26 protein-coding genes and 3 pseudogenes are annotated in these 24,464 nt (G+C 70.1%); 16 read left to right on the forward strand and 13 right to left on the reverse strand.

Annotation, left to right across the window (positions count from 1 at the left end; genetic code table 11):
• Positions 1 to 132: 132 nt before the first annotated feature.
• Positions 133 to 675, reverse strand: coding sequence for a DUF1707 domain-containing protein (locus ABZ656_RS42880; RefSeq protein WP_360275881.1), 543 nt, complete (start codon positions 673 to 675; stop codon positions 133 to 135).
• Positions 676 to 799: 124 nt separating this feature from the next.
• Here ABZ656_RS42880 and ABZ656_RS42885 point away from each other — a divergent pair, with 124 nt between their 5' ends.
• The 3 genes and pseudogenes from ABZ656_RS42885 to ABZ656_RS42895 all read left to right on the forward strand — a co-directional run bounded on the left by ABZ656_RS42885 (position 800) and on the right by ABZ656_RS42895 (position 2,136).
• Positions 800 to 1,288: a hypothetical protein gene (locus ABZ656_RS42885; RefSeq protein WP_360275884.1), complete on the forward strand. Its 489-nt coding sequence runs from the start codon at positions 800 to 802 to the stop codon at positions 1,286 to 1,288.
• Between the two features lie 159 nt (positions 1,289 to 1,447).
• A pseudogene (locus ABZ656_RS42890) lies at positions 1,448 to 1,642 on the forward strand (transcriptional regulator); the annotation flags it as partial.
• A 200-nt stretch (positions 1,643 to 1,842) separates the two neighbouring features.
• Positions 1,843 to 2,136, forward strand: a complete 294-nt coding sequence (locus tag ABZ656_RS42895; RefSeq protein ID WP_360275930.1) for a metalloregulator ArsR/SmtB family transcription factor — start codon at positions 1,843 to 1,845, stop codon at positions 2,134 to 2,136.
• Between the two features lie 384 nt (positions 2,137 to 2,520).
• Here the strand turns inward: ABZ656_RS42895 and ABZ656_RS42900 are convergent, their stop codons facing one another.
• Genes ABZ656_RS42900 through ABZ656_RS42910 form a run of 3 tightly spaced genes read right to left on the reverse strand, consistent with a single transcriptional unit; the run spans position 2,521 to position 4,924 of the window.
• A complete protein-coding gene (locus ABZ656_RS42900) occupies positions 2,521 to 3,393 on the reverse strand; it encodes a phosphatase PAP2 family protein (RefSeq protein ID WP_360275887.1) in 873 nt (290 codons plus the stop codon).
• Positions 3,390 to 4,247, reverse strand: a complete 858-nt coding sequence (locus ABZ656_RS42905) for a polyphosphate polymerase domain-containing protein (RefSeq protein ID WP_360275890.1) — start codon at positions 4,245 to 4,247, stop codon at positions 3,390 to 3,392. Before ABZ656_RS42905 ends, ABZ656_RS42900 begins: the two co-directional genes overlap by 4 nt.
• Entirely contained in the window at positions 4,244 to 4,924 is a 681-nt protein-coding gene (locus ABZ656_RS42910) for a DUF4956 domain-containing protein (RefSeq protein ID WP_360275893.1), read from the reverse strand. Before ABZ656_RS42910 ends, ABZ656_RS42905 begins: the two co-directional genes overlap by 4 nt.
• A gap of 146 nt (positions 4,925 to 5,070) precedes the next feature.
• Here ABZ656_RS42910 and ABZ656_RS42915 point away from each other — a divergent pair, with 146 nt between their 5' ends.
• From ABZ656_RS42915 to ABZ656_RS42940, 6 genes are all read left to right on the forward strand, one after another.
• Entirely contained in the window at positions 5,071 to 5,760 is a 690-nt protein-coding gene (locus ABZ656_RS42915) for a response regulator transcription factor (protein WP_101408468.1), read from the forward strand.
• Complete coding sequence (locus ABZ656_RS42920; protein ID WP_360275896.1) at positions 5,757 to 7,142, forward strand: HAMP domain-containing sensor histidine kinase; 1,386 nt, start codon at positions 5,757 to 5,759, stop codon at positions 7,140 to 7,142. The genes ABZ656_RS42915 and ABZ656_RS42920 overlap by 4 nt, the downstream gene beginning before the upstream one ends.
• A 202-nt stretch (positions 7,143 to 7,344) precedes the next feature.
• Entirely contained in the window at positions 7,345 to 8,034 is a 690-nt protein-coding gene (locus ABZ656_RS42925) for a DedA family protein (RefSeq protein WP_180362717.1), read from the forward strand.
• Positions 8,035 to 8,110: 76 nt separating this feature from the next.
• Positions 8,111 to 8,947, forward strand: coding sequence for an undecaprenyl-diphosphate phosphatase (locus tag ABZ656_RS42930; protein ID WP_101407744.1), 837 nt, complete (start codon positions 8,111 to 8,113; stop codon positions 8,945 to 8,947).
• A gap of 191 nt (positions 8,948 to 9,138) precedes the next feature.
• On the forward strand, positions 9,139 to 9,516 hold the full coding sequence (locus tag ABZ656_RS42935; RefSeq protein WP_360275900.1) for a BlaI/MecI/CopY family transcriptional regulator: 378 nt from the start codon (positions 9,139 to 9,141) through the stop codon (positions 9,514 to 9,516).
• 3 nt (positions 9,517 to 9,519) lie between these two features.
• Positions 9,520 to 10,446, forward strand: coding sequence for a M56 family metallopeptidase (locus tag ABZ656_RS42940; RefSeq protein WP_101407746.1), 927 nt, complete (start codon positions 9,520 to 9,522; stop codon positions 10,444 to 10,446).
• 372 nt (positions 10,447 to 10,818) lie between these two features.
• Here the strand turns inward: ABZ656_RS42940 and ABZ656_RS42945 are convergent, their stop codons facing one another.
• Both ABZ656_RS42945 and ABZ656_RS42950 read right to left on the reverse strand, forming a co-directional pair.
• Positions 10,819 to 11,370 (reverse strand): recombinase family protein, encoded by a 552-nt coding sequence (locus tag ABZ656_RS42945; RefSeq protein ID WP_360275904.1) that lies wholly within the window; start codon positions 11,368 to 11,370, stop codon positions 10,819 to 10,821.
• Positions 11,371 to 11,409: 39 nt separating this feature from the next.
• Entirely contained in the window at positions 11,410 to 11,700 is a 291-nt protein-coding gene (locus ABZ656_RS42950; RefSeq protein WP_360275907.1) for a hypothetical protein, read from the reverse strand.
• A 140-nt stretch (positions 11,701 to 11,840) separates the two neighbouring features.
• Between ABZ656_RS42950 and ABZ656_RS42955 the strand changes: the two genes are divergently transcribed.
• Positions 11,841 to 13,115, forward strand: a complete 1,275-nt coding sequence (locus ABZ656_RS42955; protein WP_101407747.1) for an APC family permease — start codon at positions 11,841 to 11,843, stop codon at positions 13,113 to 13,115.
• A 15-nt stretch (positions 13,116 to 13,130) separates the two neighbouring features.
• Here the strand turns inward: ABZ656_RS42955 and ABZ656_RS42960 are convergent, their stop codons facing one another.
• Complete coding sequence (locus ABZ656_RS42960) at positions 13,131 to 13,436, reverse strand: PadR family transcriptional regulator (protein ID WP_101407748.1); 306 nt, start codon at positions 13,434 to 13,436, stop codon at positions 13,131 to 13,133.
• Positions 13,437 to 13,546: 110 nt separating this feature from the next.
• Here ABZ656_RS42960 and ABZ656_RS42965 point away from each other — a divergent pair, with 110 nt between their 5' ends.
• A complete protein-coding gene (locus tag ABZ656_RS42965; RefSeq protein WP_360275911.1) occupies positions 13,547 to 14,068 on the forward strand; it encodes a transposase in 522 nt (173 codons plus the stop codon).
• A 30-nt stretch (positions 14,069 to 14,098) separates the two neighbouring features.
• Here ABZ656_RS42965 and ABZ656_RS42970 read toward each other — a convergent pair.
• A pseudogene (locus ABZ656_RS42970) lies at positions 14,099 to 14,344 on the reverse strand (IS5/IS1182 family transposase); the annotation flags it as partial.
• A gap of 179 nt (positions 14,345 to 14,523) precedes the next feature.
• On the opposite strand from ABZ656_RS42970, the gene ABZ656_RS42975 reads away from it, so the two are divergent.
• The 3 genes from ABZ656_RS42975 (at position 14,524) to ABZ656_RS42985 (ending at position 17,873) form a co-directional block, all read left to right on the forward strand.
• Positions 14,524 to 15,522, forward strand: a complete 999-nt coding sequence (locus ABZ656_RS42975) for a GNAT family N-acetyltransferase (RefSeq protein WP_360275914.1) — start codon at positions 14,524 to 14,526, stop codon at positions 15,520 to 15,522.
• Between the two features lie 211 nt (positions 15,523 to 15,733).
• Positions 15,734 to 16,924 carry an FAD-dependent oxidoreductase gene (locus ABZ656_RS42980; RefSeq protein WP_360275917.1) on the forward strand — a complete coding sequence of 397 codons (1,191 nt, stop codon included), beginning with the start codon at positions 15,734 to 15,736 and terminating at the stop codon, positions 16,922 to 16,924.
• Positions 16,925 to 16,934: 10 nt separating this feature from the next.
• Positions 16,935 to 17,873: a sigma-70 family RNA polymerase sigma factor gene (locus ABZ656_RS42985; RefSeq protein ID WP_101407752.1), complete on the forward strand. Its 939-nt coding sequence runs from the start codon at positions 16,935 to 16,937 to the stop codon at positions 17,871 to 17,873.
• Between the two features lie 154 nt (positions 17,874 to 18,027).
• Here the strand turns inward: ABZ656_RS42985 and ABZ656_RS42990 are convergent.
• The 3 genes and pseudogenes from ABZ656_RS42990 to ABZ656_RS43000 all read right to left on the reverse strand — a co-directional run.
• Positions 18,028 to 18,256 (reverse strand): annotated as a pseudogene (locus tag ABZ656_RS42990) (IS5/IS1182 family transposase); the annotation flags it as partial.
• A 148-nt stretch (positions 18,257 to 18,404) separates the two neighbouring features.
• Positions 18,405 to 19,607 (reverse strand): MFS transporter, encoded by a 1,203-nt coding sequence (locus ABZ656_RS42995; RefSeq protein ID WP_360275920.1) that lies wholly within the window; start codon positions 19,605 to 19,607, stop codon positions 18,405 to 18,407.
• A 32-nt stretch (positions 19,608 to 19,639) separates the two neighbouring features.
• Complete coding sequence (locus ABZ656_RS43000; RefSeq protein WP_360275923.1) at positions 19,640 to 20,053, reverse strand: Chromate resistance protein ChrB; 414 nt, start codon at positions 20,051 to 20,053, stop codon at positions 19,640 to 19,642.
• A 31-nt stretch (positions 20,054 to 20,084) separates the two neighbouring features.
• Between ABZ656_RS43000 and ABZ656_RS43005 the strand changes: the two genes are divergently transcribed.
• Positions 20,085 to 20,630: a hypothetical protein gene (locus ABZ656_RS43005; RefSeq protein WP_360275926.1), complete on the forward strand. Its 546-nt coding sequence runs from the start codon at positions 20,085 to 20,087 to the stop codon at positions 20,628 to 20,630.
• Positions 20,631 to 21,346: 716 nt separating this feature from the next.
• On the opposite strand, the gene ABZ656_RS43010 is transcribed toward ABZ656_RS43005, so the two are convergent.
• Both ABZ656_RS43010 and ABZ656_RS43015 read right to left on the reverse strand, forming a co-directional pair.
• Positions 21,347 to 21,877 carry a TerD family protein gene (locus ABZ656_RS43010; RefSeq protein ID WP_101407754.1) on the reverse strand — a complete coding sequence of 177 codons (531 nt, stop codon included), beginning with the start codon at positions 21,875 to 21,877 and terminating at the stop codon, positions 21,347 to 21,349.
• 586 nt (positions 21,878 to 22,463) lie between these two features.
• Positions 22,464 to 22,907: a GtrA family protein gene (locus ABZ656_RS43015; RefSeq protein ID WP_248297112.1), complete on the reverse strand. Its 444-nt coding sequence runs from the start codon at positions 22,905 to 22,907 to the stop codon at positions 22,464 to 22,466.
• 442 nt (positions 22,908 to 23,349) lie between these two features.
• Here ABZ656_RS43015 and ABZ656_RS43020 point away from each other — a divergent pair.
• Positions 23,350 to 24,464 (forward strand): molybdopterin-dependent oxidoreductase (locus ABZ656_RS43020; RefSeq protein ID WP_360275933.1); only part of this gene is annotated, 1,115 nt, incomplete at its 3' end.

Here is a 24,464-nt window from a genome sequence, read left to right on the forward strand (position 1 = left end):
GCCCTCGTACTGGACGTACTCGGGTCTGTGCCTGGTGCGGTGAGAGTGCGTGCATGGCGTCGCGGGGCGGACGGGAATTTGACGACAGGGCCTAGCGGGGCCGGAGAGGTGATCCCGCTCCCGGACAGCACCTCAACGCCGCGCGTGGCGGATCTTCAACCGTCCGTACCCCATGGTTCCGGAGATCCGGATTTTCGGCCCGCCGGGGCGGGACCTCCGCGGGGGCTTGTAGTGCGTATCCTTCCATCCGGTGCGCAGATCCTCGAAACCGACGACCGCGTCGCGAGGCACCGTGATCTTCGCCCTGCCGGTGCCGAGCTGCAGCTCGATGTCGACCACCGGGTGCTCGAAGACCGCCTGGGACAGGTCCAGATGCACTCTTCCGAATGCGGACTCGACCTTGAGGAACCGAGGTACCCGCCACACACCGCGCCGCTTGATCCGTCCGCCGGCGGCGGCAATCGTGGACGTGGTGCCCTCGTTCCCCTGCGGAAGCGAGACCAGAGCCGAAGCGATCTCACCGTGCGTTGTGGCAGTGAGCGCCCGGTGGAGGCGTTCGTCCATCTCCTCGTGCGAGATATGCCCCTCGGCATACGCCTCCTGGAGACGCTGCACGGCCGCGTCGCGGTCGTCCTCGCTGATCAGTGACGGCAGGTCTTCCGACGGAGAGGTCACTGTCTCACTCTAGCTAGTGCCGTGCCGACGATGTGAACACGCCAAGATTCGCCAGCGCCTTAAAGCGCTGGGGACGATGACACAAATAAATGTTATCTCAGCCAGAATCGCCACCATCGACTGCATGCCCCGGGATGCCGACCTGATCTTCGCCGACCACGTCGGCCGCTTCTACGCACGCCAGTACGGCTTTCCACCGATGGCCGGACGCCTGCTGGGGTACCTGTTCGTCTGCGACCCGCCCCAGCAGACGATTGACGAGCTGAGCGAGGCTCTGCTGGCCAGCCGCAGCGCCATCACCGGCGCGGTCAAGCTGCTCGAGAACTACCGCATGACGCGGCGCACGCGCACCGCCGGCGAACCGGCGGACCGAGTGAGTCTGGATCCAGCGAGCCCGCAGCCACAGAACTTCGACTCCGCCATCCACGAGGAGCAGGCGGCGCTGCTGCGGGAAGGACTGGCCCTGCTCGCCGACGCTCCGCCGGAACGCCGCGCCCCGCTCGAAGAAATGGTCGCGCTGACCGAGTTCCTCGCCGAGCGGCTCCCCGAACTGCTGAACGAATGGCACGACCGTCGCCAGAAACTCCGAGCCTCAGGAAAGCTCCCCAGGTGAGAGGTTGCCCACCATGCCCGACTCCGCCCTGCCCGACCCTGCCCTGTCCGACCTCAGGCAACGAGCCGAGAGCGGTGACGCGTCGGCGCTCGACGAGCTGATCGAACTCGCCGCCGAACTGGCGACATCGGCGAACTGCGGCGTCTTGCCGACCAGGGCTCCCATCAGTTGCGCCTGCTGCGCAACCTCGGCCTGGTCACCGGCACCCGCCAGGGCCGCTCCGTGGTGTATGCGCTCTACGACAACCACGTCGCCGAACTCCTCGACCAGGCCCTGTATCACGCCGAACACCTGCGACTCGGCCTCACCGACGAACCCGCCGAACCGGAAGCCGCCCTCGCCCCAGGGCAGTGAATGCGGGCGCCGACCGCGAACATCGAGTGGCGGCGCTGCGGCTTCCTTATGTGCGCCCACTCGCCACGTTCGGCATGCCGTCGACCTGGAGGGCGAATCCCTCCTATGGCACGACCTCCGAGGCCGTCGTGATCTGACGCGCCATCACGGCACCCCGGGACGGGCTGCGAGGCCCGAGCGCGGCATGCAGCGTCCTGCGGATCCTCAGCGACCCCACCCGGATGCGGCTGCTGTACGCACTGCCCCAGGGCGAGTCGAACGTGGCCTGTCTCGCCGAAATCGTCGGCGCCCACCCGACCACGGTCAGCCAGCACCTGTCCAAACTGCGCCTGACCAACATCGTCAAGGCCAGCCGCCAGGGCACGTTCATGTACTACACCGTGGTCGACCCCACCGTGAACCGCGTGCTCAGCACGCTCCTGGGCCACCTCCAGCCCGGCGGCGAGGAAGCCGCCGCCACGAGCCTGCCAACGGCCGCCGCGGCCCCTTGCTGACGGCCGAGGAACGGCCGCAGAGCCTTCTTCGTGCCCCGGCCCGGCCCATCACCAAACTTCCCGCCTGGCCGGTACGGCTGCCAAGCATGTACACGCCGCCGCCCGGCCGCGCCGGTCTTCGTCCTGCGACGTACGGCCAGACAGCGATCACGCACCAGGCGGAGTGAAAGGGCGAATGTCGCCAGCACCCTGACGGCGAGTCGTCGCGCCCGCTCCGACCAGGGACGTGGACCACACCGACCTCTTGGTACAGCCGGAGCCTGCTCAGATGATGGTGATGGTCGCCATCTCTCCTGCATACGGCACGGTCAGGTCGGGACCGACTCACGGTCGCGCCCAGAATCCAACCTTGCCTGCCACCGATCCGTACCCCTCGGAGCAGCCCTACGCGGTGTGGCCGCCGGTGGTGAGCACGTAGTCACCGACGAGGTCGCCGAGGAGGGCGCCGGCGAGGATGTCGCTGGGGAGGTGGCCGGCCATGTAGAGGCGGGAGTAGGCGACTTCGGCCGCCATCCACTGGTATTCGGCGGCGCGGTGCGGGTTGAGGTTGCTGAGGTAGGTGACGGCGGCGGCGGAGAGGGCGCCGTGTTTCGAGGGGTAGGAGCAGGGGCACTTCGCGCCGGCCTTGATGTGCTTCTCGGGGCGCAGCGAGGTGTCGAGGACGTAAGGGGCCGGACTGTTGTAGCGGGCGACGAGCTGTTTGGTGATCGTCTTGGAGAGGGTGAAGGCTGCCTTGAGCTGCGTCTTGTCGGTCTTGCCCACGGCGGTGGGAACGATTTCGCGCTGGTCGTGGAGGTAGACCTTCCAGATGTCCTTCTTGCCGTAGACCTCCAGCCAGGTCGCGGCCTTCTTGCCCACCGGAGTACGGGTGCGGGCGAGTGTCTGGACCTGCTTGAGCTCGGCGGCACGCGCCGTGCTGCTGGGCGGGGCGGGGATGTGGGCTTCGACCCAGGTGGTGAAGGCGTGGTCGTCGCGGGTGGTGCCGTGGGCCTTCTTCCACTGGGCGAAGAGGGTGTCGGCGGTGTGCTGCTCGGCCCTCAACTGCTTGGTCACGTCCGCGATTTGGGCGTCGGTGAAGAGGGCGGGCGGGGGGTTCTTCTTGACCCGGTCGGTGGCCGAGAGCTTGGTCTTGGACGAGGCAGCGGGTGTGGCGTCGGCGGTGACCAGGGGGCGTACGAGCCCGAAGCCGGCGGCTGCGACGGCGGCGACGGCGATGACGGGGTACTGCCACTTCACGCGGCGGGCGGCGGCTGTCATGCGGCGTTCCTTTCAAAGGCGTGCGAGGGTGCGCTGGTTTCGAAGTAGGTCCGGGCGATGCGGCGGAAGTCGTTGCCGGGGAGTCCGGGTACCAGCAGAGAGAGACCGATGGCGTACTTGCTGACGGAGACGGGCCGGGCACCCAGATCGAGCAGCAGCCGGTCGGCCGGGGCGGGGCGCAGACGGCCCTTGGTCTCGACGAGGACGTGACCGGGGTCGAGGGCGGTGGTCCGGTCGTCGCGGTGGCAGGTGAGCAGGCCGTCGAGGGTGACGCGGGTGCCGGCTTCGAGGTCGGCCAGGGCCGCCCGGTGGTAGCGGACCTCGCTGGCCGGGGTCAGGTCAGTGGCCGGGACGGAGGTGATTCCTGCCTGGCCGAGCATGGCGTTGACGAAGTCCGTCGCCGTGCTGTCGAGCCGTCCGTACGCGTCGGCCTCGGCGTTCAGGGCGTGCTTGACGGTGGCGCCGCGGCCGTCCTTGGTCTTGACCTCGATTCGGCACAGCCCGTCCTCGGCGTAGAGCCGGGTGCGGACCTTCCACCGGCGGCGGCGCCCCTGCACGTGGGCGCGCCAGGCGGCGAGCTCGGGAGTGTCGAAGTAGGTGCTGCGGTAGTCGGTGGTGCGGCGGCCCGCGATGTCCAGGACCCGGTGGGTGCCGGCCAGCGAGACCATCAGCCGCGCTGCCACGGCGAGGGGAACGAGGTACTTGCGGTCGACGCGGTGCTGCAAGGCGGCCGCCGCGTCGACCTCGGCGAGGGAGGCGCCCAGCAGACGTGCCAGGCCCAGGGCTTCGGCGAGCGATTCCGGTCCGGACGCGGTCGGTGTCGGGGCGTGCAGGACGCTCGTCGCGGGCGTCATGCGGGCTGCCGTTCCGAGGTACGGGGGGAGCGTGGCGCGTCCGGGTCGGTCTCCTCGGGCATCTCGGCCTCGGCCGGGTCCTGGACCGGGAAGCGGACACAGACGCGGGTGGTCTCGCGTACGTAGTCGACTTCGTCGACGGCCACCGACAGCGGCTGCGCGCCGAGCCGGGCGGCGACGTCCATCCGGATCTCCTCGGGGTCGCGGTAGACGCGGTCGAGGGTGACGCGCACCACGCGGGTGGGCCGGTGCGCGGAGGGGTCGTCCACCAGGGATACGGCGATCAGCAGGAGGACGTCGAGGGCGACGATCAGCCCGGTCTGCCGCTGCGGTAGTCCGCTGGCCAGGCCGACGACGAGCGCGACGAAAGTGTAGGCGACGTCACGGAGGGTGAAGGCGGCGCTGCGCAGCCGGACCATGGACAGGATGCCGAAGAGCCCGAAGCCGACGCCTGCGGGGAACTTCCCCGCGGTGATCGCGGTCATCGCGGCGAAGAGTCCGAGGTTGAGCGCGGTCAGTACCAGCGGGATCTCCGTCACGGAGCGTCGCCGCCGGTAGAGCCAGCCGACCAATATCATCAGCGCGATGACGTCGAGCCCGGCCCGGGTGATCATGTCTATCGCCGTCAGGTGCGCCGAGAGCCCCTTCGCCGCGAGCGGCGATATGTGGCTGTGCATGCTTCTCCTCCCCAGCGGACAGGGTGATCGATCCGCTGCAAGGTGAAGGACGCTAGGGATTTCACATGAACGCACCATGAAGGTTGAGATGGCGACGAGGGTGGCCGGTGTCCGGGGCCGCCCGGCTCCCGCATACCCTTCACGCCGTGCACTTCTTGGTCATCGACGACGAGATCCGCCTGGTCGAGCTGATCGTCCGCTACCTGCGCGAGTCCGGTCACACGGCCGACAGCCGCTACGACGGTCCGGGCGGGCTGGCTGCTGCCCGCGACCCGCAGGTGGACGCGGTCGTACTGGATGTGATGCTGCCCGGCATGGACGGGGTGGACGTCTGTCGCACCCTGCGCCGCGAGGGCAACGACGTACCCGTGGTCCTGCTGACCGCCCGCGGCGCGGTCGCCGAGCGGGTCGCCGGGCTGGACGCAGGCGCCGACGACTACCTGGTGAAACCCTTCGCGATGGAGGAACTGCATGCCAGGCTGCGCGCGATATCCCGCCGCCGTCCGGGCGCGGACGGCCCAGGCGGCCTGGACAGCCGCCTGGAGGTCGGCGACCTCGTGCTGGACCCCGGTGCGCAGCGCGCCTGGCGGGACGGCACCGAACTGGAGCTTTCCCGGCGGGAGTTCGCCGTGCTGCAGGTGCTGATGGAGAACGCCGGGCTGGTGGTCAGCCGCTCCCGGCTGCTGGACGAGGTGTGGGACGGCGAGTTCGACCTCCGCAGCAACGCCATCGACGTCCACGTCTACAAGCTCCGCACCAAGGTCGACAAAGCATTCGGCCGGAGTGACATCACGACGCTGCGCGGGCGCGGATACCGGCTGGAGACCACGCCGTGACACCGCCGCCCGGCCGCAGACCGCGGTGGTGGCGGCCGCGCCGGCTGCCCATCGTGCTGCGGCTGCTCATTGCGGTCGCCGCCGCGATGTCCGTCGTCCTGACCGGAGCGGCCGGCCTGGTCTACTGGCGCGTCGAACACGCCCTGGACCAGCAGCTGAACGAGGACCTCGCCAAGTACCGCAACGGCCTCAGCAACGCCCTGGGCAGGGACGGAACGCTGCCGCAGGGACCGGCCGGAAGCCTCTACCAGGTGATTGACGCGCACGGACGGATCACCATGGCCAGCAACGGCCAGCACGCGACGCCGCTGCTGACTGCTGCCGAGCTGCGCGCGAGCGGCGCCGGAACCACCGTGCACCACGACATCGGCCGTCTCCTGCCGATCGAGCCGACCTCGCTCAGACTGGAGGCGGGGCGCGTCCGTCTCCCGGACGGCACCACCGTGGTGGCCGTCGCGGCGATCCAGCGCGGTCACCGCGACGAGGCGCTTCGCGAACTCCTGGGCCAACTCGCCCTCGCCGCCGGCCTGACGCTGGTGGCCGCGTCGTATGTGGGCTACCGCACCGCCCGGGCCGCTCTTGGCCCGGTGGAACGCTACCGGACCCGCGCGGCGACCCTGGCCGACGGCGCCTCCGGCCTGCGACTGCCGGTCCCCGACGACCGCGACGACGAGCTGACCCGGCTCGGCCACACCCTCAACCGCATGCTGGACCGCCTGGAAGCCGCCGCCGAACGCGAGCACCGCTTCATCGCCGACGCCAGCCATGAACTGCGCACCCCGCTCGCCCTGCTGCGCGCCGAACTCGACGTCGCCCTGCACCGCCCCCGCACCGCGGCCGAACTCACCGACACCCTCCGGGCGGTCGACGCCGAAGTTCAACGGCTGGTCGACCTGTCCAACGCCCTCCTGGACCTGGAGGAGCTCGGCAGTACGCAGCACATCACCCGCACACCAGTGGACCTGGCCGACCTGGTACGCGCCACCGTGGACCGCCACCGAGACGCTGCCGAGCGCGACCACCGCACCCTGACCGCCGACATCGCTCCCGCCACCGTTTCCGTAGACACCCGCTGGGTCAGGCCCGCCCTCGGCAATCTCCTCGGCAACGCCCTGCGCCACGGCGCCGGCGACATCCGCGTCACCGCCGTCGTCCGCGACGGGCGGCTCCGTCTCGCCGTAGCCGACGAGGGGGCGGGCTTCCCCGCCGGCTTTCTGCCCCAGGCTTTCGACCGCTTCAGCCGGGCCGAAGCCAGCCGGACCACTCGGGGATCCGGACTCGGCCTGGCCTTCGTCGCCGCCGTCGCGGCGTCCCACGACGGCACCGCACGGGCCGAGAACACCGAGCGCGGCACCGTCGTGACCATCGAGGTCCCCTGCTGACCGCCTTCACCCAGAACGCGCCGGCGCACCCACGGGGCGGGGGCAAGAGTTCACCTGCGCGGGCTTGGCGGGCTCCTGGCCGATCCTCTACAGTCACAGCGAACTTCTACGTGATGTAGAAGCACCGTCTGTTCTCCGCGCGTCCCGCTCCGGCCGCCCGCTCGCGGCGCCGGGACCGGCCGCTTCGGCACACAAGGACCCCATGCCCTCCCACCTGTGGGCCGCCGCACCGCACACCGCGGCGCTGGCCCTGAACCCGCTCGACACCACGTCCCTGCTCACCGGCCTCGGCGCGCTCGGCGTCTTCGCGGTGCTCTTCGCCGAAACGGGGCTGTTGATCGGCTTCTTCCTGCCCGGCGACTCCCTGCTGTTCACCGCCGGCCTGCTGTGCACCACCACGACCGGGGGCGTGCGCCTCTCCCTGCCCGCGGTACTGGCGGCCGCCGTGGCCGGGGCGCTGCTCGGCGCGCAGACCGGATACCTCATCGGCCGACGGGCCGGTCGCCCGCTGCTGGAACGCAGCCGCAATCCGCACCTGACGCGCGGCGCGGCGCGGGCGGAGGAACTGCTGGCCCGCTACGGGCACGGCAAGGCTGTTGTGCTGGCCCGCTTCGTGCCCGTGGTGCGCACCGTCCTCAACCCGCTCGCCGGGGCTCTCGGCGTCCCGGCGCGCACGTTCACCGCCTGGCAGGTCGCCGGCGGGCTGCTGTGGTCCCTCGGGGTCACCTTGGCCGGCTACCTGCTGGGCTCCACCGTCCCGAGCGTCGACAAGTACCTGCTGCCCGCCGTCGCGCTGATGGTCGTCGTCTCTCTCATTCCCGTCGTCCTGGAGCTGCGCCGCCACCGCCGTAGCGCCGCAGCCTCTCCGCAGCCCCCGGGGCCCGTCGTATGACCGGGCATCCCCGCAATTCCCGTCGGTACGGCGTTACCGCTCCCGTGAATCTTCGAATAGTGCAGGGACAGGACCAATGAGTGCGATCAGTGTCGGACAGGCCGCGGTGCTCGGTGTCGTCGAAGGGCTGACCGAGTTCCTTCCGGTCTCCTCCACCGGCCACCTCAAGATCACCGAGGGGCTGATGCACATCCCGGTCGACGACACCGCCGTCGTCGGTTTCACGGCCGTCATCCAGGTCGGGGCCATCGCCGCCGTCCTGCTCTACTTCTTCAAGGACATCGTGCGCTTCGCCGGCGCCTGGGCGCGCGGCATCACCCACCGCGACGCCCGGCAGAACCACGACTACAAGTTCGCCTGGTGGGTCATCTACGCCACCATCCCGATCGTGGTCGTCGGCCTGGCGGCCAAGCCACTCATCGAGGGCTCGCTGGCCTCGCTGTGGGTGGTGGCCGGCTCCCTGATCGTCGGCAGCGGCTACATGTGGGCGGCCGACCAGATGGGCCGGCACAAGCGCGGCGAGGACGACGTCACGGTCAAGGACGCGATGATCGTCGGCTGCTCCCAGATCCTCGCCCTGCTCTTTCCCGGCTTCTCCCGGTCCGGCGCCACCATCTCCACCGCGCTGATCCGTGACCTGGACCGGGTCGCCGCCACCCGGCTCTCCTTCTTCCTCGGCATCCCCGCCCTGACCGGCGCCGGACTGTACGAACTCAAGGACGCCCTCGGCACCGGCGCGGGCGCCGCCCCGCTGGCTGTGGGAACGCTGGTGTCGTTCGTGGTCGCGTACGCGTCGATCGCCTGGCTGCTGAAGTTCGTCGCCAAGCACTCCTTCAACGCGTTCGTGGTCTACCGGATCATCATCGGGCTTGCGCTGTTCGGCCTGCTGGCCACGAACGTGCTCAGCGCGTAGCACCTGTCCGACACTCCCTGCCGCTACCGCACGGCCGGATGCCGACCGCGCGCCCGCGGCTGCACGGCCCACCGCCACCCCCTGGCGGACATCGGCTGGACCTCATACTTGCCATGACGCCGGATTCAACCTCTACGTCTCGTAGTAGTTTGGGTGTCCAGTCCAATCCGTGTGCGGAAGGAGCGACAGGGGTGAGCGATCAGGGACCGGTAGGCCGTCGGGCGCGCGGAGAGCTGGAGAGCGAGGTGCTCGCGGCGCTGTGGGCTGCCGGTGAGCCGTTGGCGGCAGGGACGGTACGTGAGCAGTTGCACGGAGATCCCGCCCTTACCACGGTGCTGACGATCCTTACCCGCCTGCACGGCAAGGGCCAGGTGACCCGCGCGCGGGCGGGGCGCGCCTACCTCTACTCCCCGGTGCGCGACGAGGCGGCGCACACGGCGGCCGGGATGCGGGCGCTGCTGGACAAGGGCAGTGACCGGGCCGCGGTGCTCGCCCGGTTCGTCTCCGAGCTGGAGGCGGAGGACGAGCAGGTACTGGAGCAGCTCCTGCACGGACACCAGGAGGATTAACACGTGCGGATCGACGTGTACGTACCGCTGCTGCTGAGCACGCTGTTCGGCGTGGCGGCACCGTGGGCCGTCCACAGGCTGCCGCCCCGCGCCGCCACGTGGCTGCTGACCTGCGCCGCGGTGGTGGCGGCGAGCACATGGGCAACGGCGCTGGCGCTGCTGGCCTTCACCCTCGTGGGCCAGATCCCGCTGGTGGCCTCCGAAGGGCCGTGGTCGACCGGGGTGCTGGCGGCGAACGATCCGGTGCACCGCTCGGTGGCGCTCGTCTGCGGGCTGGTGCTGCTGGCGTCCGTGGCGGGGCTGACGGTGGTGTCCTGGCGGCGGGTGCGCGTGCTTGTCGACGGCTGGCGGGAATGCCGAGAACTTCCGGCGGCCGGGGATCTGGCCGTGGTCGACGACCCGGTGCCGACCGCGTTCGCCCTGCCCGGAATGCCGGGCAGGATCGTGGTCTCCTCCAGCATGCTGCAGGCACTGTCCGGCGATGAACGACGCGCACTGCTCGCGCACGAGCGAGCGCATCTGCGCCATCGCCACCATCTGTTCCTCCTCGTGCTCCAAATGACGGCGGCCGTCCATCCGCTGCTGCGCCCGCTGATCCGGGAGGGCGCCTTCACAGTGGAACGGTGGGCGGACGAGGAAGCAGCCGCCGAGGTCGCAAACCGCACTCTGGTGGCCCATGCCGTCGCCCGCGCGGCCCTGGCCACGAAAAGGGCACCGCAACGCACTCTCGCGGCCACCGGCGGCCCGGTCCCACGACGCGTGCAAGCCCTGCTGACCCCACCCACGCCCTTCCGGCGAGGCCCAGTGCTGGTATGTGCCGCGCTGACCCTGGTCTGCTGCGCGAGCCTGGCCGAGGCCGCCCACGACACCGAGCGACTCTTCGAGAACGCCATGCACACCAGCGCCGCCACCCACGGACAGCCACGCTGAAATCCTCCGGACGGACCGGCCCCAAGCGGAATCGGCAAAGTCCCGTGCCCTACGGCGCCCCGTCAGGGGCGCGGGGCCGTGTCGACATGCGGCTGGGCCGCGCGGGCGCGACCAGCCACAGACGGCCCGCAGCTCGCGGACCGCGCTTCCAGCGGAGCGCCTACTAGTGCCGGGTTCCTCTTTCGCTGGGTATATGTCCTGGTGGCGGGGTAGTTGAGGGTCCTCGGGGGCGGGTGCTGGACGATGGTTTTACGCGCACGACCGGGGCGTGACGAGGACGAACGGGCCGTCGTTCGCCCATTGTCGCGGGCACGGAAGGCTCCGCGGGATGCAGTGATGCGGGCCCGGATGATCGAGCTGGGCTGGTCGGGGCTACGAGTGCCGGCGATCGCCGTGGAACTGGACTGCAGCCAGAAAACGGTGACGGTGGCGACCGACGGGTGTTCGCCCTTGTTCTTGCCCGAGGTGATGACGAGCTTCTGCGCGATCTGCGGGACGGGGACACCGTTGGTCCGCAAGGACCGGGCGTAGGCGGCCATGTCGTCGTCGACGACCTTGGGCCTGCCGCCGTGTCGGCCGCGTTCGCGGGCGGATGCCTGGCCTTCGAGGAGACTTCTCCCGGATGTACTCGCGCTCGGACTCGGCCATGCCGGCGAAGAACGCGAACAGGGCGGCGCCGTGCCCGGACGGGTCGTAGACGCCCTGGAGGGGGCCGGTGCGGAGATCGAGTTCGATGTCGTGGTGGCGCAGGTCCTCGGCGATTGCCAGGAGTTCGGCGGCGCCGCGTCCGAGGCGCTTCATCTCGTGCACGGTGAGGATGACCCGCTGGTGCGGGACGGCCTTCTTGATGGTGCGGGCGAAGTCCATCGCCTTGACGAACTCCGGCCGCACCTTGATGCGTGTGCTGATCTCCTCGGAGAACACCGGGTCGCACCCGGCCTCGGCGAGCGCGTCGAGCTGGCTCTACTGGGCGGTACTGCACCTCGCGTAGCCCACCCTGGTGGGCTTCGTCGCAGCCTCCAGTAGGGCGGCGTCGACGGCGGGTCCCATCTCCCAGGCGCGACCGGGGCCGCGGTCGGCGGGGGTCTTCACCTCCAGCTCGGCGCGGAGCTGGGGGACGAGCATGAAGCGCCGGGTGCGGTTCTTCGGGGCGACCTTGCCGCCGCGGGTGCGGCAGGTGCCTCCGGCGGGCACCTCACAGTTCGGACAGTCGAACTGCTCGACGGCGGCGGCCGGTTCGGCGGACTGGGGCATGTCGCAGAACCTCATTTCTGCGAACACGGGGCGTGCACTCGTGGCCTGGGGTTGCGGCCGGCGGTCCAGCCCGGCTCCCGTATCGTCTGCCGATATCGGAGTACGTAACGTACGCGGCTGTGCCGCCGAGGGAGTGGGCCATGAGCAAGCCATCGACCGCCGCCGGGATGCCGGACGAACTTCAGCGGCGGCTCGGGGTGTCCGACGCCGTGGTGATCGGCCTGGGGTCGATGATCGGCGCGGGGATCTTCGCCGCGCTCGCCCCGGCCGCGCACGCCGCCGGGTCCGGGCTGCTGATCGGCCTGGCGGTCGCTGCCGTGGTCGCCTTCTGCAACGCCACCTCCTCGGCCCGGCTCGCGGCCCGCTACCCGGCCTCCGGCGGCACCTACGTCTACGGCCGCGAACGCCTCGGCGACTTCTGGGGCTACCTGGCCGGGTGGTCCTTCGTGGTCGGCAAGACCGCCTCCTGCGCGGCGATGGCGCTCACGGTCGGCTCGTACGTCTGGCCCGGCCAGGCGCACGCGGTCGCGGTGGCTGCGGTGGTGGCGCTGACCGCGGTGAACTACGCCGGGGTGCAGAAGTCCGCGCTCCTGACCCGGGTGATCGTGGCCGTGGTCCTGGCGGTGCTCGCCGCGGTGGTGGTCACCTCCCTCACCTCCGCCACGGCGGACGCGGCCCGCCTCGACGTCGGCTCGGACGCAACCGCCGGCGGGGTGCTCCAGGCGGCGGGCCTGCTGTTCTTCGCGTTCGCCGGGTACGCGCGGATCGCCACCCTCGGCGAGGAGGTCCGCGACCCCGCGCGCACCATCCCCCGGGCCATCCCGCTCGCGCTCGGCATCACCCTGGTCGTCTACGCCGTCGTCGCCGTCGCGGTGCTGGCGGTCCTCGGCCCCAACGGGCTGGCGCAGGCCGCGGCCCCGCTGTCGGATGCCGTCCGGGCGGCGGGCGTCGGCTGGCTGGCCCCCGTCGTGCGGGTGGGCGCCGCCGTGGCCGCGCTCGGCTCGCTGCTCGCGCTGATCCTCGGGGTCTCCCGCACCACCCTGGCGATGGCCCGGGACCGGCACCTGCCGCACGCCCTGGCCGCCGTCCACCCCAGATTCAAGGTGCCGCACCGCGCCGAGCTGCTGGTGGGCGCCGTGGTCGCGATGCTCACCGCGACGGCGGACGTGCGCGGGGCGATCGGGTTCTCCTCCTTCGGCGTGCTGGCCTACTACGCCGTCGCCAACGCCTCTGCCTGGACGCTCACCGAGGACGAGGGACGGCCGAACCGGCTGATCCCGGCCGTCGGACTGGCCGGCTGTCTGGTGCTGGCCTTCGCCCTGCCGCTGTCCTCAGTGGTCTCGGGAGCCGCGGTGCTGGCCTTCGGCGCCGCCGCCTACGGACTCCGCCGCGCCGTGACCGCCCGCAGGGCGTAACCGGCGCGGCTGCCGCTACGGGGCGTTGTCGCCGAGGACTTCGCGGGCCAGTTCTTTGAGGGCCCTGCGGTCCTCGGCCAGGGCCTGCTTCCCGGCCTCGGTCGCCGTATAGACGCGCCGGGTGCGGCCGTCGACCACCCGCTGCTCGGAGACGAGCAGCCCGTCGGTCTCCAGCCGGTGCAGTGTCGGGTACAGGGTGCCGGGGCTGATCTGGTAGCCGTGGCGGGCCAGTTCCTCGGTCATCCACGCGCCGTGGATCTCCTCCTCGGCCGCGTGGTGCAGGATGTGCAGCCGCACCGCGCCCCGCTGGAACTCCCGCACGCTGGCCCACCTCCGGCAGTGACGAAACCGATATCGGTATCCGATCCTACGCCCGCGTGGGATGCCGCCCCGTCCAGCCGGTGTGACGATCACCCCGCCCAGGGGCGGGGATGCGGACCTTCCCGCCCGCACCCGCCTGGTCACCGGACGGGCACCGGATCAAAGCGGATCTCGACTACAACCGCGGCCCCGAGAAGACCTGGGTCTACGGGGCCTTACGCGTCCGGGACGGCCAACAGATCACCATGGCCGCTACCTCCCGCAACAGCGTCTTCTACCAGCAGTTCCTGCAACAGATCGAAGACGCCAACCCGACCGGCGAGCTCTGGATCGTCAGCGACAACCTGTCCAGTCACAACAGTCTGTCCACCCGGACCTGGCTCGAAGACCATCCCCGCATCCACCACGCCTTCATCCCCGTCGGCGTGTGCTGGCTCAACCTGCAGGAAGGCTGGTGGCGCATCTTCCTCAAAGCCGCCCTCGCCGGCCGCTCATTCGCCAACCGCGACGACATCGAACACGCCACCACCCTTGCAATCAGCCAGCTCAACTCCCGTGCCAACCCCTGGATCTGGGGCAGACCCGCACCGCCAACCCGCCGAATGCGGCGCCGATATGTGTACACCGTTTGAGGAACCCAGCACCAGGACCTGTCCGGCCGATCATGTGCGGAGCCAGATGGCGAGGGCTGCTGCCGTTGCGGTGCCAAGGAAGATGTAGCGGCGTTTGTCGTAACGGGTGGCCACCGCCCGGTGCTGCTTCAACCGGTCCATCGCTCGTTCGACAGTGTTGCGCTGCTTGTACCTATCTTCGTCGAAGCCGGGTGGCCGTCCGCCTTGTGAGCCTCTACGCAGGCGGGCAGCTTGACTGTCGGTCTTCTCGGGGATGGTGTGCCGGATCACCTGGCGGTGGTCCCGCCATCGGCCACACCGACCGTTACTCATCGACAGGAACGGCAGCAGCCGGTCCCACGCCTCGTCCGTCAGGTCCCCCGCGAACGGTCATGCTGCGGAAAACGAGTTCTGTTGTTCGATCGGCAGGGCCTACGCTCGCTGACCGCATGTCCAACATGACGGGAGGTCTTGGTATGGGCGTGAACAGCGGCAGCGGCCTCGGATCGTTGGGACGATTGCCCGGCTATCTCTTCCGGCCGTATCACGGCAACGGAGACCACGGCGCGATGGCCGCCGTGCGGCTGGGCTGCGCAGGGCGGGATGGGATCGACGCCCGCTCGGTTGTGGAGGGAGTCCCGACGGCAGCCGAGATCGCCGAAGCCTCCGCCAAGCTGGACGACCCGTCCGAGAACCAGGTCTTGGTGGAGCACAACGGTGACATCGTCGGCTACATGACGATCAGCTGGTGGCAGGAGCGGGACGGGACATGGCTGTACCTGCACCGTGGATATCTGCTACCCGAGCACCGCGGCGAGGGCATCGGCTCAGACATGCTCAACTGGGCCGAGACCCGGATCCGCCAGCTCGTGCAGCAGCATGGAACCGCACAGACGGCCGTGTTCGGCGCGAACGCCATGGCCTCTGAGGAGGATGCAACGGAGCTGCTGCTCGAAACCGGGTACCGCCGTGTCTTCAGCCTGGTAGAGCTGGAACTGGCCGATCTGCGACGGCTACCCGAGCACGACGGTCAGCTGCCGGTCGCCATCAGAGTGGGTGCCGTCGAGCCGAGCAGCTACCACGCGGCCTGGAAGACGGTCATTGATTCATATGCGGATGCCGCCTTCACCGAGAAGTGGACGTTCGAGAGCTTCCTCGCCACGGCCACCCCGACCTGCTGGCGGGCCGCTTGGGATGGGTTGCATGTGGCAGGCGTCGCCCTGTGCGCCATCCGTCGGCATGACCGCACCGTGGGCGAAGTTGAAGAACTCAGCGTGCGGGCAGAGTCGAGGCGTCTGGGACTGGGGCGAGCCCTGCTGCTGGACGGGTTGCGATGCCTCCGCGAGCACGGCGCAGTGACCGCCCGGTTGTACACCGGAACGGCGAATCCGCACCGGTCCTACGACCTCTACGAGAGCGTAGGGTTCCGGCGCCAGAACGAGTACGTCCGCTACCGCAAGCCGATCCACATTTGATTTGAACTGACGGACTCCATGAGCCTTTTCCAATTGTGACGTCGATCTATAGTCGGCCATCGCTCCGTTTCGACTGACCAAGACAGGCCCAGCACCTGTCGTAGGCTCAGCCGCTTGTCTTAGTTCGGTGACCCGCGTCACATCCGGCTCGTGTCAGCAATCGGGGCGCCGTCTCGTTCAAGGGGCACGCGAACCAGACAGGAGCAACGCCATGAAGCACCGCATCGTGGTACTCGGCGCCGGATACGCCGGGGCCTTCGCCGCCGGAAACCTGGCCCGCCGGCTCTCTCCGGCCGACACCGAGATCACCGTCGTCAACGCCGTGCCCGACTTCGTTGAGCGGATGCGGCTCCACCAGCTCGCCATCGGCCAGGACCTCGCGTTCCGCAAGCTCACCGACGTATTCGCGGGCACCGGGGTGTGCCTGCGCCTGGCGCGCGTCACCGGCGTCGACCCCGTGCTCAGGACAGTCGCCGTGACCGGCGAGGGGGGCGACGGTGAGCTCGCGTACGACACGCTTCTCTACGCGCTCGGCAGCTCCGTAGCCCACCATGGCGTGCCCGGCGTGGCCGAGTACTCCTTCGATGTGACCGGCCTGTCCTCAGCGCTGCGTCTGCGTGAGCGCCTGGCCGGCCTGCGCGAGGGCGGCACCGTGTTGGTCGTCGGTGAGGGGCTGACCGGCATCGAGACCGCCACCGAGTTCGCCGAGTCCCGGCACGACCTCCCGGTCGCGCTCGCCGCCCGTGGCGAGCTCGGTGCCTGGCTCTCCCCGAAGGCCCTCCGTCACCTGCGCCAGGCCTTCGACCGGCTCGGCATCACCGTCCACGAACACACCGCCATCGAAGCCGTCGAGCCGACCCGGGCGATCGCCGCCGACGGTACGTCCATCCCGGCCGACGTGACCGTGTGGTCGGGCGGGTTCGCCGTCCACCGCATCGCGGCCGCCAGCGGACTGGAGGTCGTCGAGACCGGCCAGGTCGTCGTTGACCGCACCATGCGCTCGGTCTCGCACCCGGACGTCTACGCCGCCGGTGACAGTGCCTACGCGATCGGCGAGAACGGCCGGCCGCTGCCGATGTCCTGCGCCTCGGCCGGCTACACCAACATGCAGGCGACCGCAGCGATCATCGCGCGCCTGACTGGCAGCAAGGTCCCGACCATCGGGCTGAAGTACCACGGCAACCACATCAGCCTCGGGCGGCGGGACGCGATCTTCCAGATGGTGGACGGAGACGCCCACTCGAAGTCCTGGTACCTGGGCGGCCGGACCGCCGCGCGGCTCAAGTCGGGTGTGCTCAAGGGTGCCGGGTGGGGCATCGTCCACCCGACCTTCGGCATGCCCAAGCGCAGGCATCGCCTGGCCACCGCGCCTGACCGGGCCGGTGTGAAGGTCGCCGCATAGGCTCCTCCGCATGGACAGCGCAGCCATCGATCGGTTCGAGGCCAGCCGGGGCCGGCTGGCCTCGCTCGCGTACCGTCTGCTCGGCTCGGCCGCCGACGCCGAGGACGCCGTGCAGGACATGTTCCTGCGCTGGCAGGCCGCAGACCGTGAACGTATCGAGGTGCCGGAAGCGTGGCTGACCAAGGTCGTCACCAATCTCTGCCTCGACCGGCTCCGCTCGGCGCAGGCGCGCCACGAGCGAGCGGCCGGTGCCTGGCTGCCCGAGCCGCTCCTTGAGGGCGACCCGATGCTCGGTCCGGCCGAAACCTTCGAGCAGCGCGAATCGGTGTCCCTGGCCGTCTTGACCCTCATGGAGCGCCTCTCGCCGGTCGAGCGGGCCGCTTACGTCCTGCGCGAGGCCTTCTCGTACCCCCACGCCGAGATCGCCGGGATCCTCGACATCACCGAGTCCGCGAGCCAACAGCATGTCCACCGGGCCCGGATCCGGGTCACCGCCGAGCGCCGCGGCGGCGACAAAGTGGACCCCGCGTCCGCGCGCCGGATCGTCGAGGAGTTCCTCGCCGCCGCCACGTCGGGGCGCACCGAACGGCTGGTGGCGCTGCTCACCGACGACGCGACCGCGGTCTCGGACGGCTACGGACTGGCCAGGCGACTGCTGCGGTACAACACGCGCGAGCGGGTCGCCTTCTACGTGCGGGCCGGCTTCAAGCCCACGCCGGCGAAGCGGCGGCTGGCCGGCGGCTCCCCCTCGTTCCACATCGCGCTGGTCAACGGCTCCCCGGCCGTCCTCGCCGTCACCGACAACCGGGTCGTGGGCGCCGTGGCGTTCGAAGTCAGCGACGGCAAGGTCGCGTCCCTGCTGGGCATCGCCACCGCGGACCGGCTCGCGCGCCTCAACGAAGCCTGGCGGCAGCACGAACCCGACGCGCCGGTCATCAACGCATGGTGACCAGAGCCACCGGAATCCAGTGACCTGAGTCGGAGCGAGGACGACACAGACTCGGCCATGCAGTTCGGATTCCCGATGGCCAACTACGAATCGTCACGGAGTGCTGACCAGGGCGGATCCGAGGGTCCCTGGTCACCGATCGCTCGAAGTCACATCAACCACATGCTGAGGTGGCCAGATGGAGGGCGAGGACGGCCCTTCACGATGTCGGTGATGCGGGTGGTGCTGCAGCGGAGCTTCCGTAGCAGGCGCGACTGCTTGAGGGTGGCCATGGCCTGCTCGCCGACGGCGCGGATCTTCGCGTGGGAGACGTTGACGGCCCGCTGGCCGGCCGACAGCGTGTCCCACCGCCCGCGGTAGGGAACGCGGACTGTGCCTCCCGCGGTCGTGAACCCGTCTACCAGGAGCTTCACCGCTAGGTGCAGCCGCCAGCTTCAACTCGCTTCGCTCTACGCCAGGTTGGAAAAGGCTCCATGCACTTTGGCAATCGATCCCCAGAGGCCAAACCCTTCTTGATCGCCCGGACAGGTCCTAGTCGCGAGCGGCGGGGATGTCGATGCGCCGACCGGTCAGCAGACGGGTCAGTGTCAGGACCGGCGCGGCAGCAAGAAGCAGCGCGAGGGTCGCGTATCCGGCCGTAAGAGTCGATGCCGCAGCCACAGCGGCGACCAGCAACGGACCGCCTGCGTCGCCGAGTTCGCGGCCGAGTTCTGCGGCGCCCATGGTCTGGCCAATCCGCTCCTCCGGGGTGGCCGCGGCCAGGGCCGCGAAGGCGACTGGGGTGATCACCCCCGTTCCGGCACCGATGCCCACAGCCGCCGGCAGCACCCCGGCGATGCCGGGCAGCATCGCCGCGGCCAGCCCCACGGCGGTCATGGCCAGCCCGGCGGTGATGCCGGTGGCGGCGGTGATCCGTCCGGCGTCCAGGGCGCGGCCCGCCCGGGGTTGAACGAGAGCGGCGCAGGCGGCCAGTACGGAGACGGCCGCGCCGGTGGCGACCGGACCCAGGCCCGCCGCAGTGCCGGAGACGGGCAGGAAGCCGACCCCGACCGACAGGGCGGCGGTGGCGGCGGCCAGCGCGGCGGTCGGCCGCAGGAAGCTGCCCTCGCGCAGGCGTCGGGCGAGGTCGAGCACGCTCTGCCGGGCCCGGGGCAGCGGCGGCACGGTCGGGACCACCGCGAAGGCCCACGCCGCCACGGCCAGAGCCAGCACCGTCATGACGGCGAACAGCAGCCGCAGCCCGCCCAGTGCGATCACGGCGCCGCCCAGCAGCGGACCCGCCGTATAGCCCATGCTCTTGAAGAAGCCGTACGAGCCGAACGCCCGGCCGCGCTTGCCCTGCGGATGCAGCCGGGCGACCAGCGCGGAGGCGGCCGGGGAGAACGCGGAGGCCGCCGCCCCCTGCCCGAGCCGTGCCGCCCACAGCAGACCGGTGTTGTCGGCCAGCACAAAACAGACGGAGGCGGCGGCGAAGCCGAGCAGCCCGCCGAGCAGCACCGGGCGGGCACCGATCCGGTCCGCCAGCGTCCCGAACACCGGCTTGAGCAGCACCTCTGCCCCGTCGTACAGGGCCAGCAGGCCGCCCAGTACCAGCAGCGAGGCGGCATGTCCCTCGGTGTACCGGCCGAGGCTGGCGGCAATCCCGTGGGCGCCGAAGGCAGTGGTGAAGCCTGCCGCGTACAGCGGCCACGTCTGCCATCGGGCGGCGGCAGCGTCGGGGGTTTGTGAGGTCATGGCTGCGGTCTCCTCCGCTACAGGGGGCCTGTTCAGGGCTGGTGCAGGGCGCGGAAGACCTGCTCGGCGTAGTCCTCGTAGGCATCGGCGCAGTCCTTCAGCCGCTGCCCGGCACGTGCGGCCTCGGGCGCCCCGAACACGTCGCGGGCCTTGAGGTCGCGGTGCCAGCGGCGCAGCCGTTCCAGGCTCTGTTCTTCCTCCTCGAGCTCGGCGAGGGTGAACTTCTGGTTGCGGATCTCCTTGGCCAGCTCGGCGTCGTACTTGTCGCAGTCGGCCAGGAACTCGGACCAGTCCTCCTGCCGGGCGGCGGTGAACATCGCCTGGAAGCGGGCGGCATCGGCGTCGCTGCGGCCGGTGGCCTCAAGGACGACTGCTTCGCCCGCGGCCCGCTCGGTCAACCGCAGGGCCCGCTCCAGCCCCTCGGCGAACACCGGGACGTCGGGCACCGCCCACACGCCCTGGCCCAGGGAGAGGGCCGTGGTGCTCGCGGCGATCGCCGGTGAAGACCGCTGCGGGCCCCCGGCGGCGGATCAGCGTCTGGGCGTCGGCGATCCGGTCCTGGTGTCGGTCCAGGCCGGCCCCGGCCTGTTGAAGGCCCTGTCCGGTACGCCCGAGCAGCCGGGCGTGCTGCCGACGGTGCTCGGCCGGAGCAACCGCCACCACACGCCGTACTGGTCCGTGGTGGTCTACCTGGCCGCAGCCGCACTCATCATCGTCGCGGCGGCCGGCCAGGAGCAGGAACTCGTCCTCTTCTACGCCGTCGCCGTCTTCGTGAGCTTCCTGGTCGGCCTGCTCGCCATGACCCGCTTCGCTCGCACCGAGCGCAAGCCCGCCCTGGCCTGGCTCAACGGGATCGGCGCAGCGGCCGTGGCGTTCACCCTGGTGGTGAACCTGCTGCGCGGCTGGCCCGTGCTGTCCCTGGTGGCCACTGTGCTCATCGCCGCGGGCCTGTACGTCCGCTGGAACCGGGCAGGGCAGCCCACTGGCATCGAGGACGTCGAGGCCCAGGCGGAGACTGCCTGAACCGAGGAGCCGGAAACCCGCGGGGTGGCGGATCAGGCGATCCTGCCACCCCGTCGGGTGCCGACGCTCTCCCACACCAGCGCCCACTGCCTCATAAGGCGCCGGTCCAGCAAGGCACGTGCGGCCGTACGGAACCCCAGACCGCGCCTCCGATGACGGTGGCCGCGTCCATGCCGGCGAAGGAGGACCTCAGGGACCGCCTCGGACTCAGTAGGGGGCCGGGATACCAGGCCCCCCGGGAATTCGTCCACACCGGCAGGCGCGTCCCGGCGGAAGCGTCGACGGGCACGGCGTCCCGGCCGGTGTGTGTCCGGCCGTCGGGCATCGTCCACCGGACCGTCGCACGGTGGTGCTCACGTCCGCATGTGTGGGCACCACATCCCGGGCCTTCTCCAGGAGGACCGCCACGACCTCCCGGCGGCCGGAACGGTCCTCCTCCAAGCCCCGGTCCGCGACCATCGCGGCCAGCACGCCCGCGGTCGCGCCCCCCAGCACTTCTTCCACGATCCACGCAATGAGCAGCAGCCACGCCTCGACGAAATCACTCGTCCGCCGAAGCGGACTGCGCCTGAACCGCCACAGCCGCGTACGGACCGGTCGCTGCCGCCGTCTTCTTCGCCACGAGCCAACACTCCGTCACAAGCACCAGCACCTGTTTCCGGTGTCCTGCGGAACGGTGGGGAAAGAGCCGGTGATCGAGAAGCCGCGGAGCGCGGTCAGTGCTGCGGGCTGCCCATCTCCATGGTGAAGAGCACCGGGTCAGCGTCGAAGCCTCGGATCATCTCGCGCATCTCCCACACTCCGGAGGAGTCCCGGGTGAACTCGGCGACCGTCGCGGCCGTGAAGTCGGCGACCTGGGCGAAGCCGTCCGTCGCAAGCTGCCGGTATCCCTGTACGACGACCACCCCAGCGTTGGAGATGTCCCCGAACGTCCGGGGTCCACCGTCCTGGTGGATGGCCACACCGACCACCACACGCCCATACGCGGGCGACAGCCGGTCGAACTCCAGGACCATCACCTCGACGAACCCGAAGCCCATGCCGGTCTGGCTGTTCCGGGTCATGCTGATGGTGCCGTCCGGTGACCGGCTGTCGTAGTGCACGACGTACGCCGGCCGCCCGTAGGGGTCGTCCGCCGAGTAGGTCGCGGCGACGATGTCGAGATGCCGCGGTGCCTCACCCAGCGGGCTCGGGTCCCACTTGAGCCGTACCTCGACCTTGCCCAGCCCCTCGCCCCCACCACTCACCTTTGACACGCTCCCTCAGGACCACAGCGAGGCTTTCCCGCACGAACAAGTATGCGTTCCTGATGGCTCATTGACGCTTCCTTGGCGCTCTGCTCCACCTCCCGCCCCGAATCGGGCCGACATCCCCCAGGACCTCTCTCGAGCTCGCGCCGAGCACAGGGACGCGCCAGTCACGGCTGCCGCCGACCGGCCAGTCTTCCCCGCAAGGCTGTCGTCCCGGCCGTCAGGAGCGCATGATCCGCCCGAACTGCACGCTTCAACGGGTTCGAACGGCTTTGCCTGCAGCGGTCCATCAGCGACTGGTCGAGGCCGGTCACCACAGGGCTGGTCATCGCCTGGCCCACCAGCATCCCGCACAGTGCCGTGACCTGCTCCGCGTAGGGTCTGTGCGATGTCGTGATCAATCGGCTGCTCGTATGAGGTCTTCGAACCAGATCATCGAGGCGCGAAGTTCGAGGCCGACGAGGTGGCGGGCTCCACCACCTTCACGAACAGACCAAAGTGGCTCTCATTCCCGTTGCCCAAGTGGCTCCCTTTCACCCTGTCGAAAACAGCAGGCGTGTCGGTCGCATAGGGCGCGAGGGGGTCATTGGCGGCGGCGTCTGAAGACGACCATCCGTAGGACCGTGAAGCGCACCACCGTCACCAGGGCGAAGCTCGGCGCAAGTACCAGGGTCTCCGCTGCTGGTGAGGCGGTGGGCCGGTAGTGACGGAAGAGCAGGACAGCGCCTGAGGTGACCAGGTACGCCAGGACGAACAGGCCGCCTGCGGTCAGATGCGCCTGGAGGACCCGGACCCGGGACTCGCGAAAGGTCAGCCGGCGGTTGGCCTCCGTGTTGAGGACGGTGACGACAAGGAGGGAGGTGAAATTGGCCAGGATGGGCTGCGACCACTGGCGCAGAACCCAGTACAGCGTGGCCTGGGCCACAGTGGAGGCGACGCCAATCACGACGAACCAGAACACCTCCCTGGTCAGCGCGGTGCGGCCGAGCCAGGTGGTGGCGCTGCGTCGTGCGCTGAGGCGTCGCACCCCACCATCATGAGGCCACCGTGCGACCCGTCGAGCCGTGAGGAGCACCGGTTCTGCCATTCGGCTGACGACGGACACCCGCATGCACGCCAGGCACGGAGAGCCGACCCGATCTGTGCCAGTTTGTGGCTGACGATTTGACAGGCACTGACGGAGCGGCGGGGTTCGATCCCCACGTTGAGGGACGGTCTGGGGATAGGGGAGGCAGTCGTTGGACAGTGGCGGACAGCCACCGACTGCGGGCTCCGGCGGGCCTCAGCGGCGGGGATCGGACGAGGGTCACGCGCAGGGGCTCCTCGAGCGCGTGCGCGCTGCCGCGGCGGCGCGGGCCACCACGGGGGCCGCTCGTACCAGGGCCCTCGTGCGCCGGGTCGAGCAGACGCCTCCGCCCCCGGGTCCGTTCCGTCCTGGATTCTGGCGCAGTCCGATCCGCGGGCCTTGGCTGACGTCGGTGTTCGGCCTGGTCCTCCTGATCGGCATTCCGGTGCTGTTCGTCACCGGGCTGCTCTCCTACGCCTCCTACAACCCCGGACTGAGCCCCCTCAACGACGAGACACCCGACAAGGGCGTCCTGGGCTTCTACCTCTTCAGCTGGCCCACCCACCCGTACTGGCTCTACCGGCTGCTCCAGGGCATGCACGTGACGCTGGGCGTGGTGCTGGTGCCGGTGCTGCTGGCCAAGTTGTGGTCGGTGATCCCGCAGCTGTTCGAATGGCTGCCGGTGCGCTCCATCGCCCACAGCCTGGAGCGGCTGTCCCTGCTGATACTGGTCGGCGGCGTCATCTTCGAGTTCGTCACCGGCATCTTCAACATCCAGCTCTACTACGTCTTCCCGGGCTCGTTCTACCGCCTGCACTTCTACGGCGCCTGGGTGTTCATCGCCGCCTTCGTCGTCCATGTGTGCCTCAGACTCGGCCGGATGACCCGGGGCCTGCGCTCACGCAGCCTGGGCACCGAACTGCGCACCGACCTCGCCCACACCGTGCCCGAACCACCCGACCCCGACGGCCTGGTGGCAGCCGCCCCCGCCCCGCCCACGATGACCCGCCGCGGCGCGGTGGGCATGGTCGGAGCGGGATCGCTACTCCTGTTCGTCGTGACCGCCGGACAGAGCATCGGCGAACGACTGCGCGCCACTGCACTGCTCGCACCGCACAATCGCGATCCGGGCAGCGGCCCGAACGCCTTCCAGATCAACAAGACGGCGGCGAAAGTGGGCGTCACCCCCGCGCTCGTCGGACCCAACTGGCGGCTGGAGGTCCACGGACGCGGAGCGCCACGGGTCTTCACCCGCGATCAGCTCCTGGCGATGCCCCAGCATGCCGCCGCACTGCCGATCGCCTGCGTGGAGGGATGGTCCACCGACGACCAGCACTGGAGCGGCCTACAGCTGGCCGACCTCGCCGCTCTGGCCGGACTGCCCGATGCCACAAGCGTCCTGGTCCAGTCCATCCAACCCTCTGGCCCCTTCACCCGGGTGGTGTTGCGGGGCAATCAGATCCGCGACCCCCGAGCGCTGCTCGCCCTCCGCGTCAACGGCGCGGACCTCTCACTCGA

Source organism: Streptomyces sp. NPDC007095 (assembly GCF_040634475.1).
Taxonomy (GTDB): Bacteria; Actinomycetota; Actinomycetes; order Streptomycetales; family Streptomycetaceae; genus Streptomyces.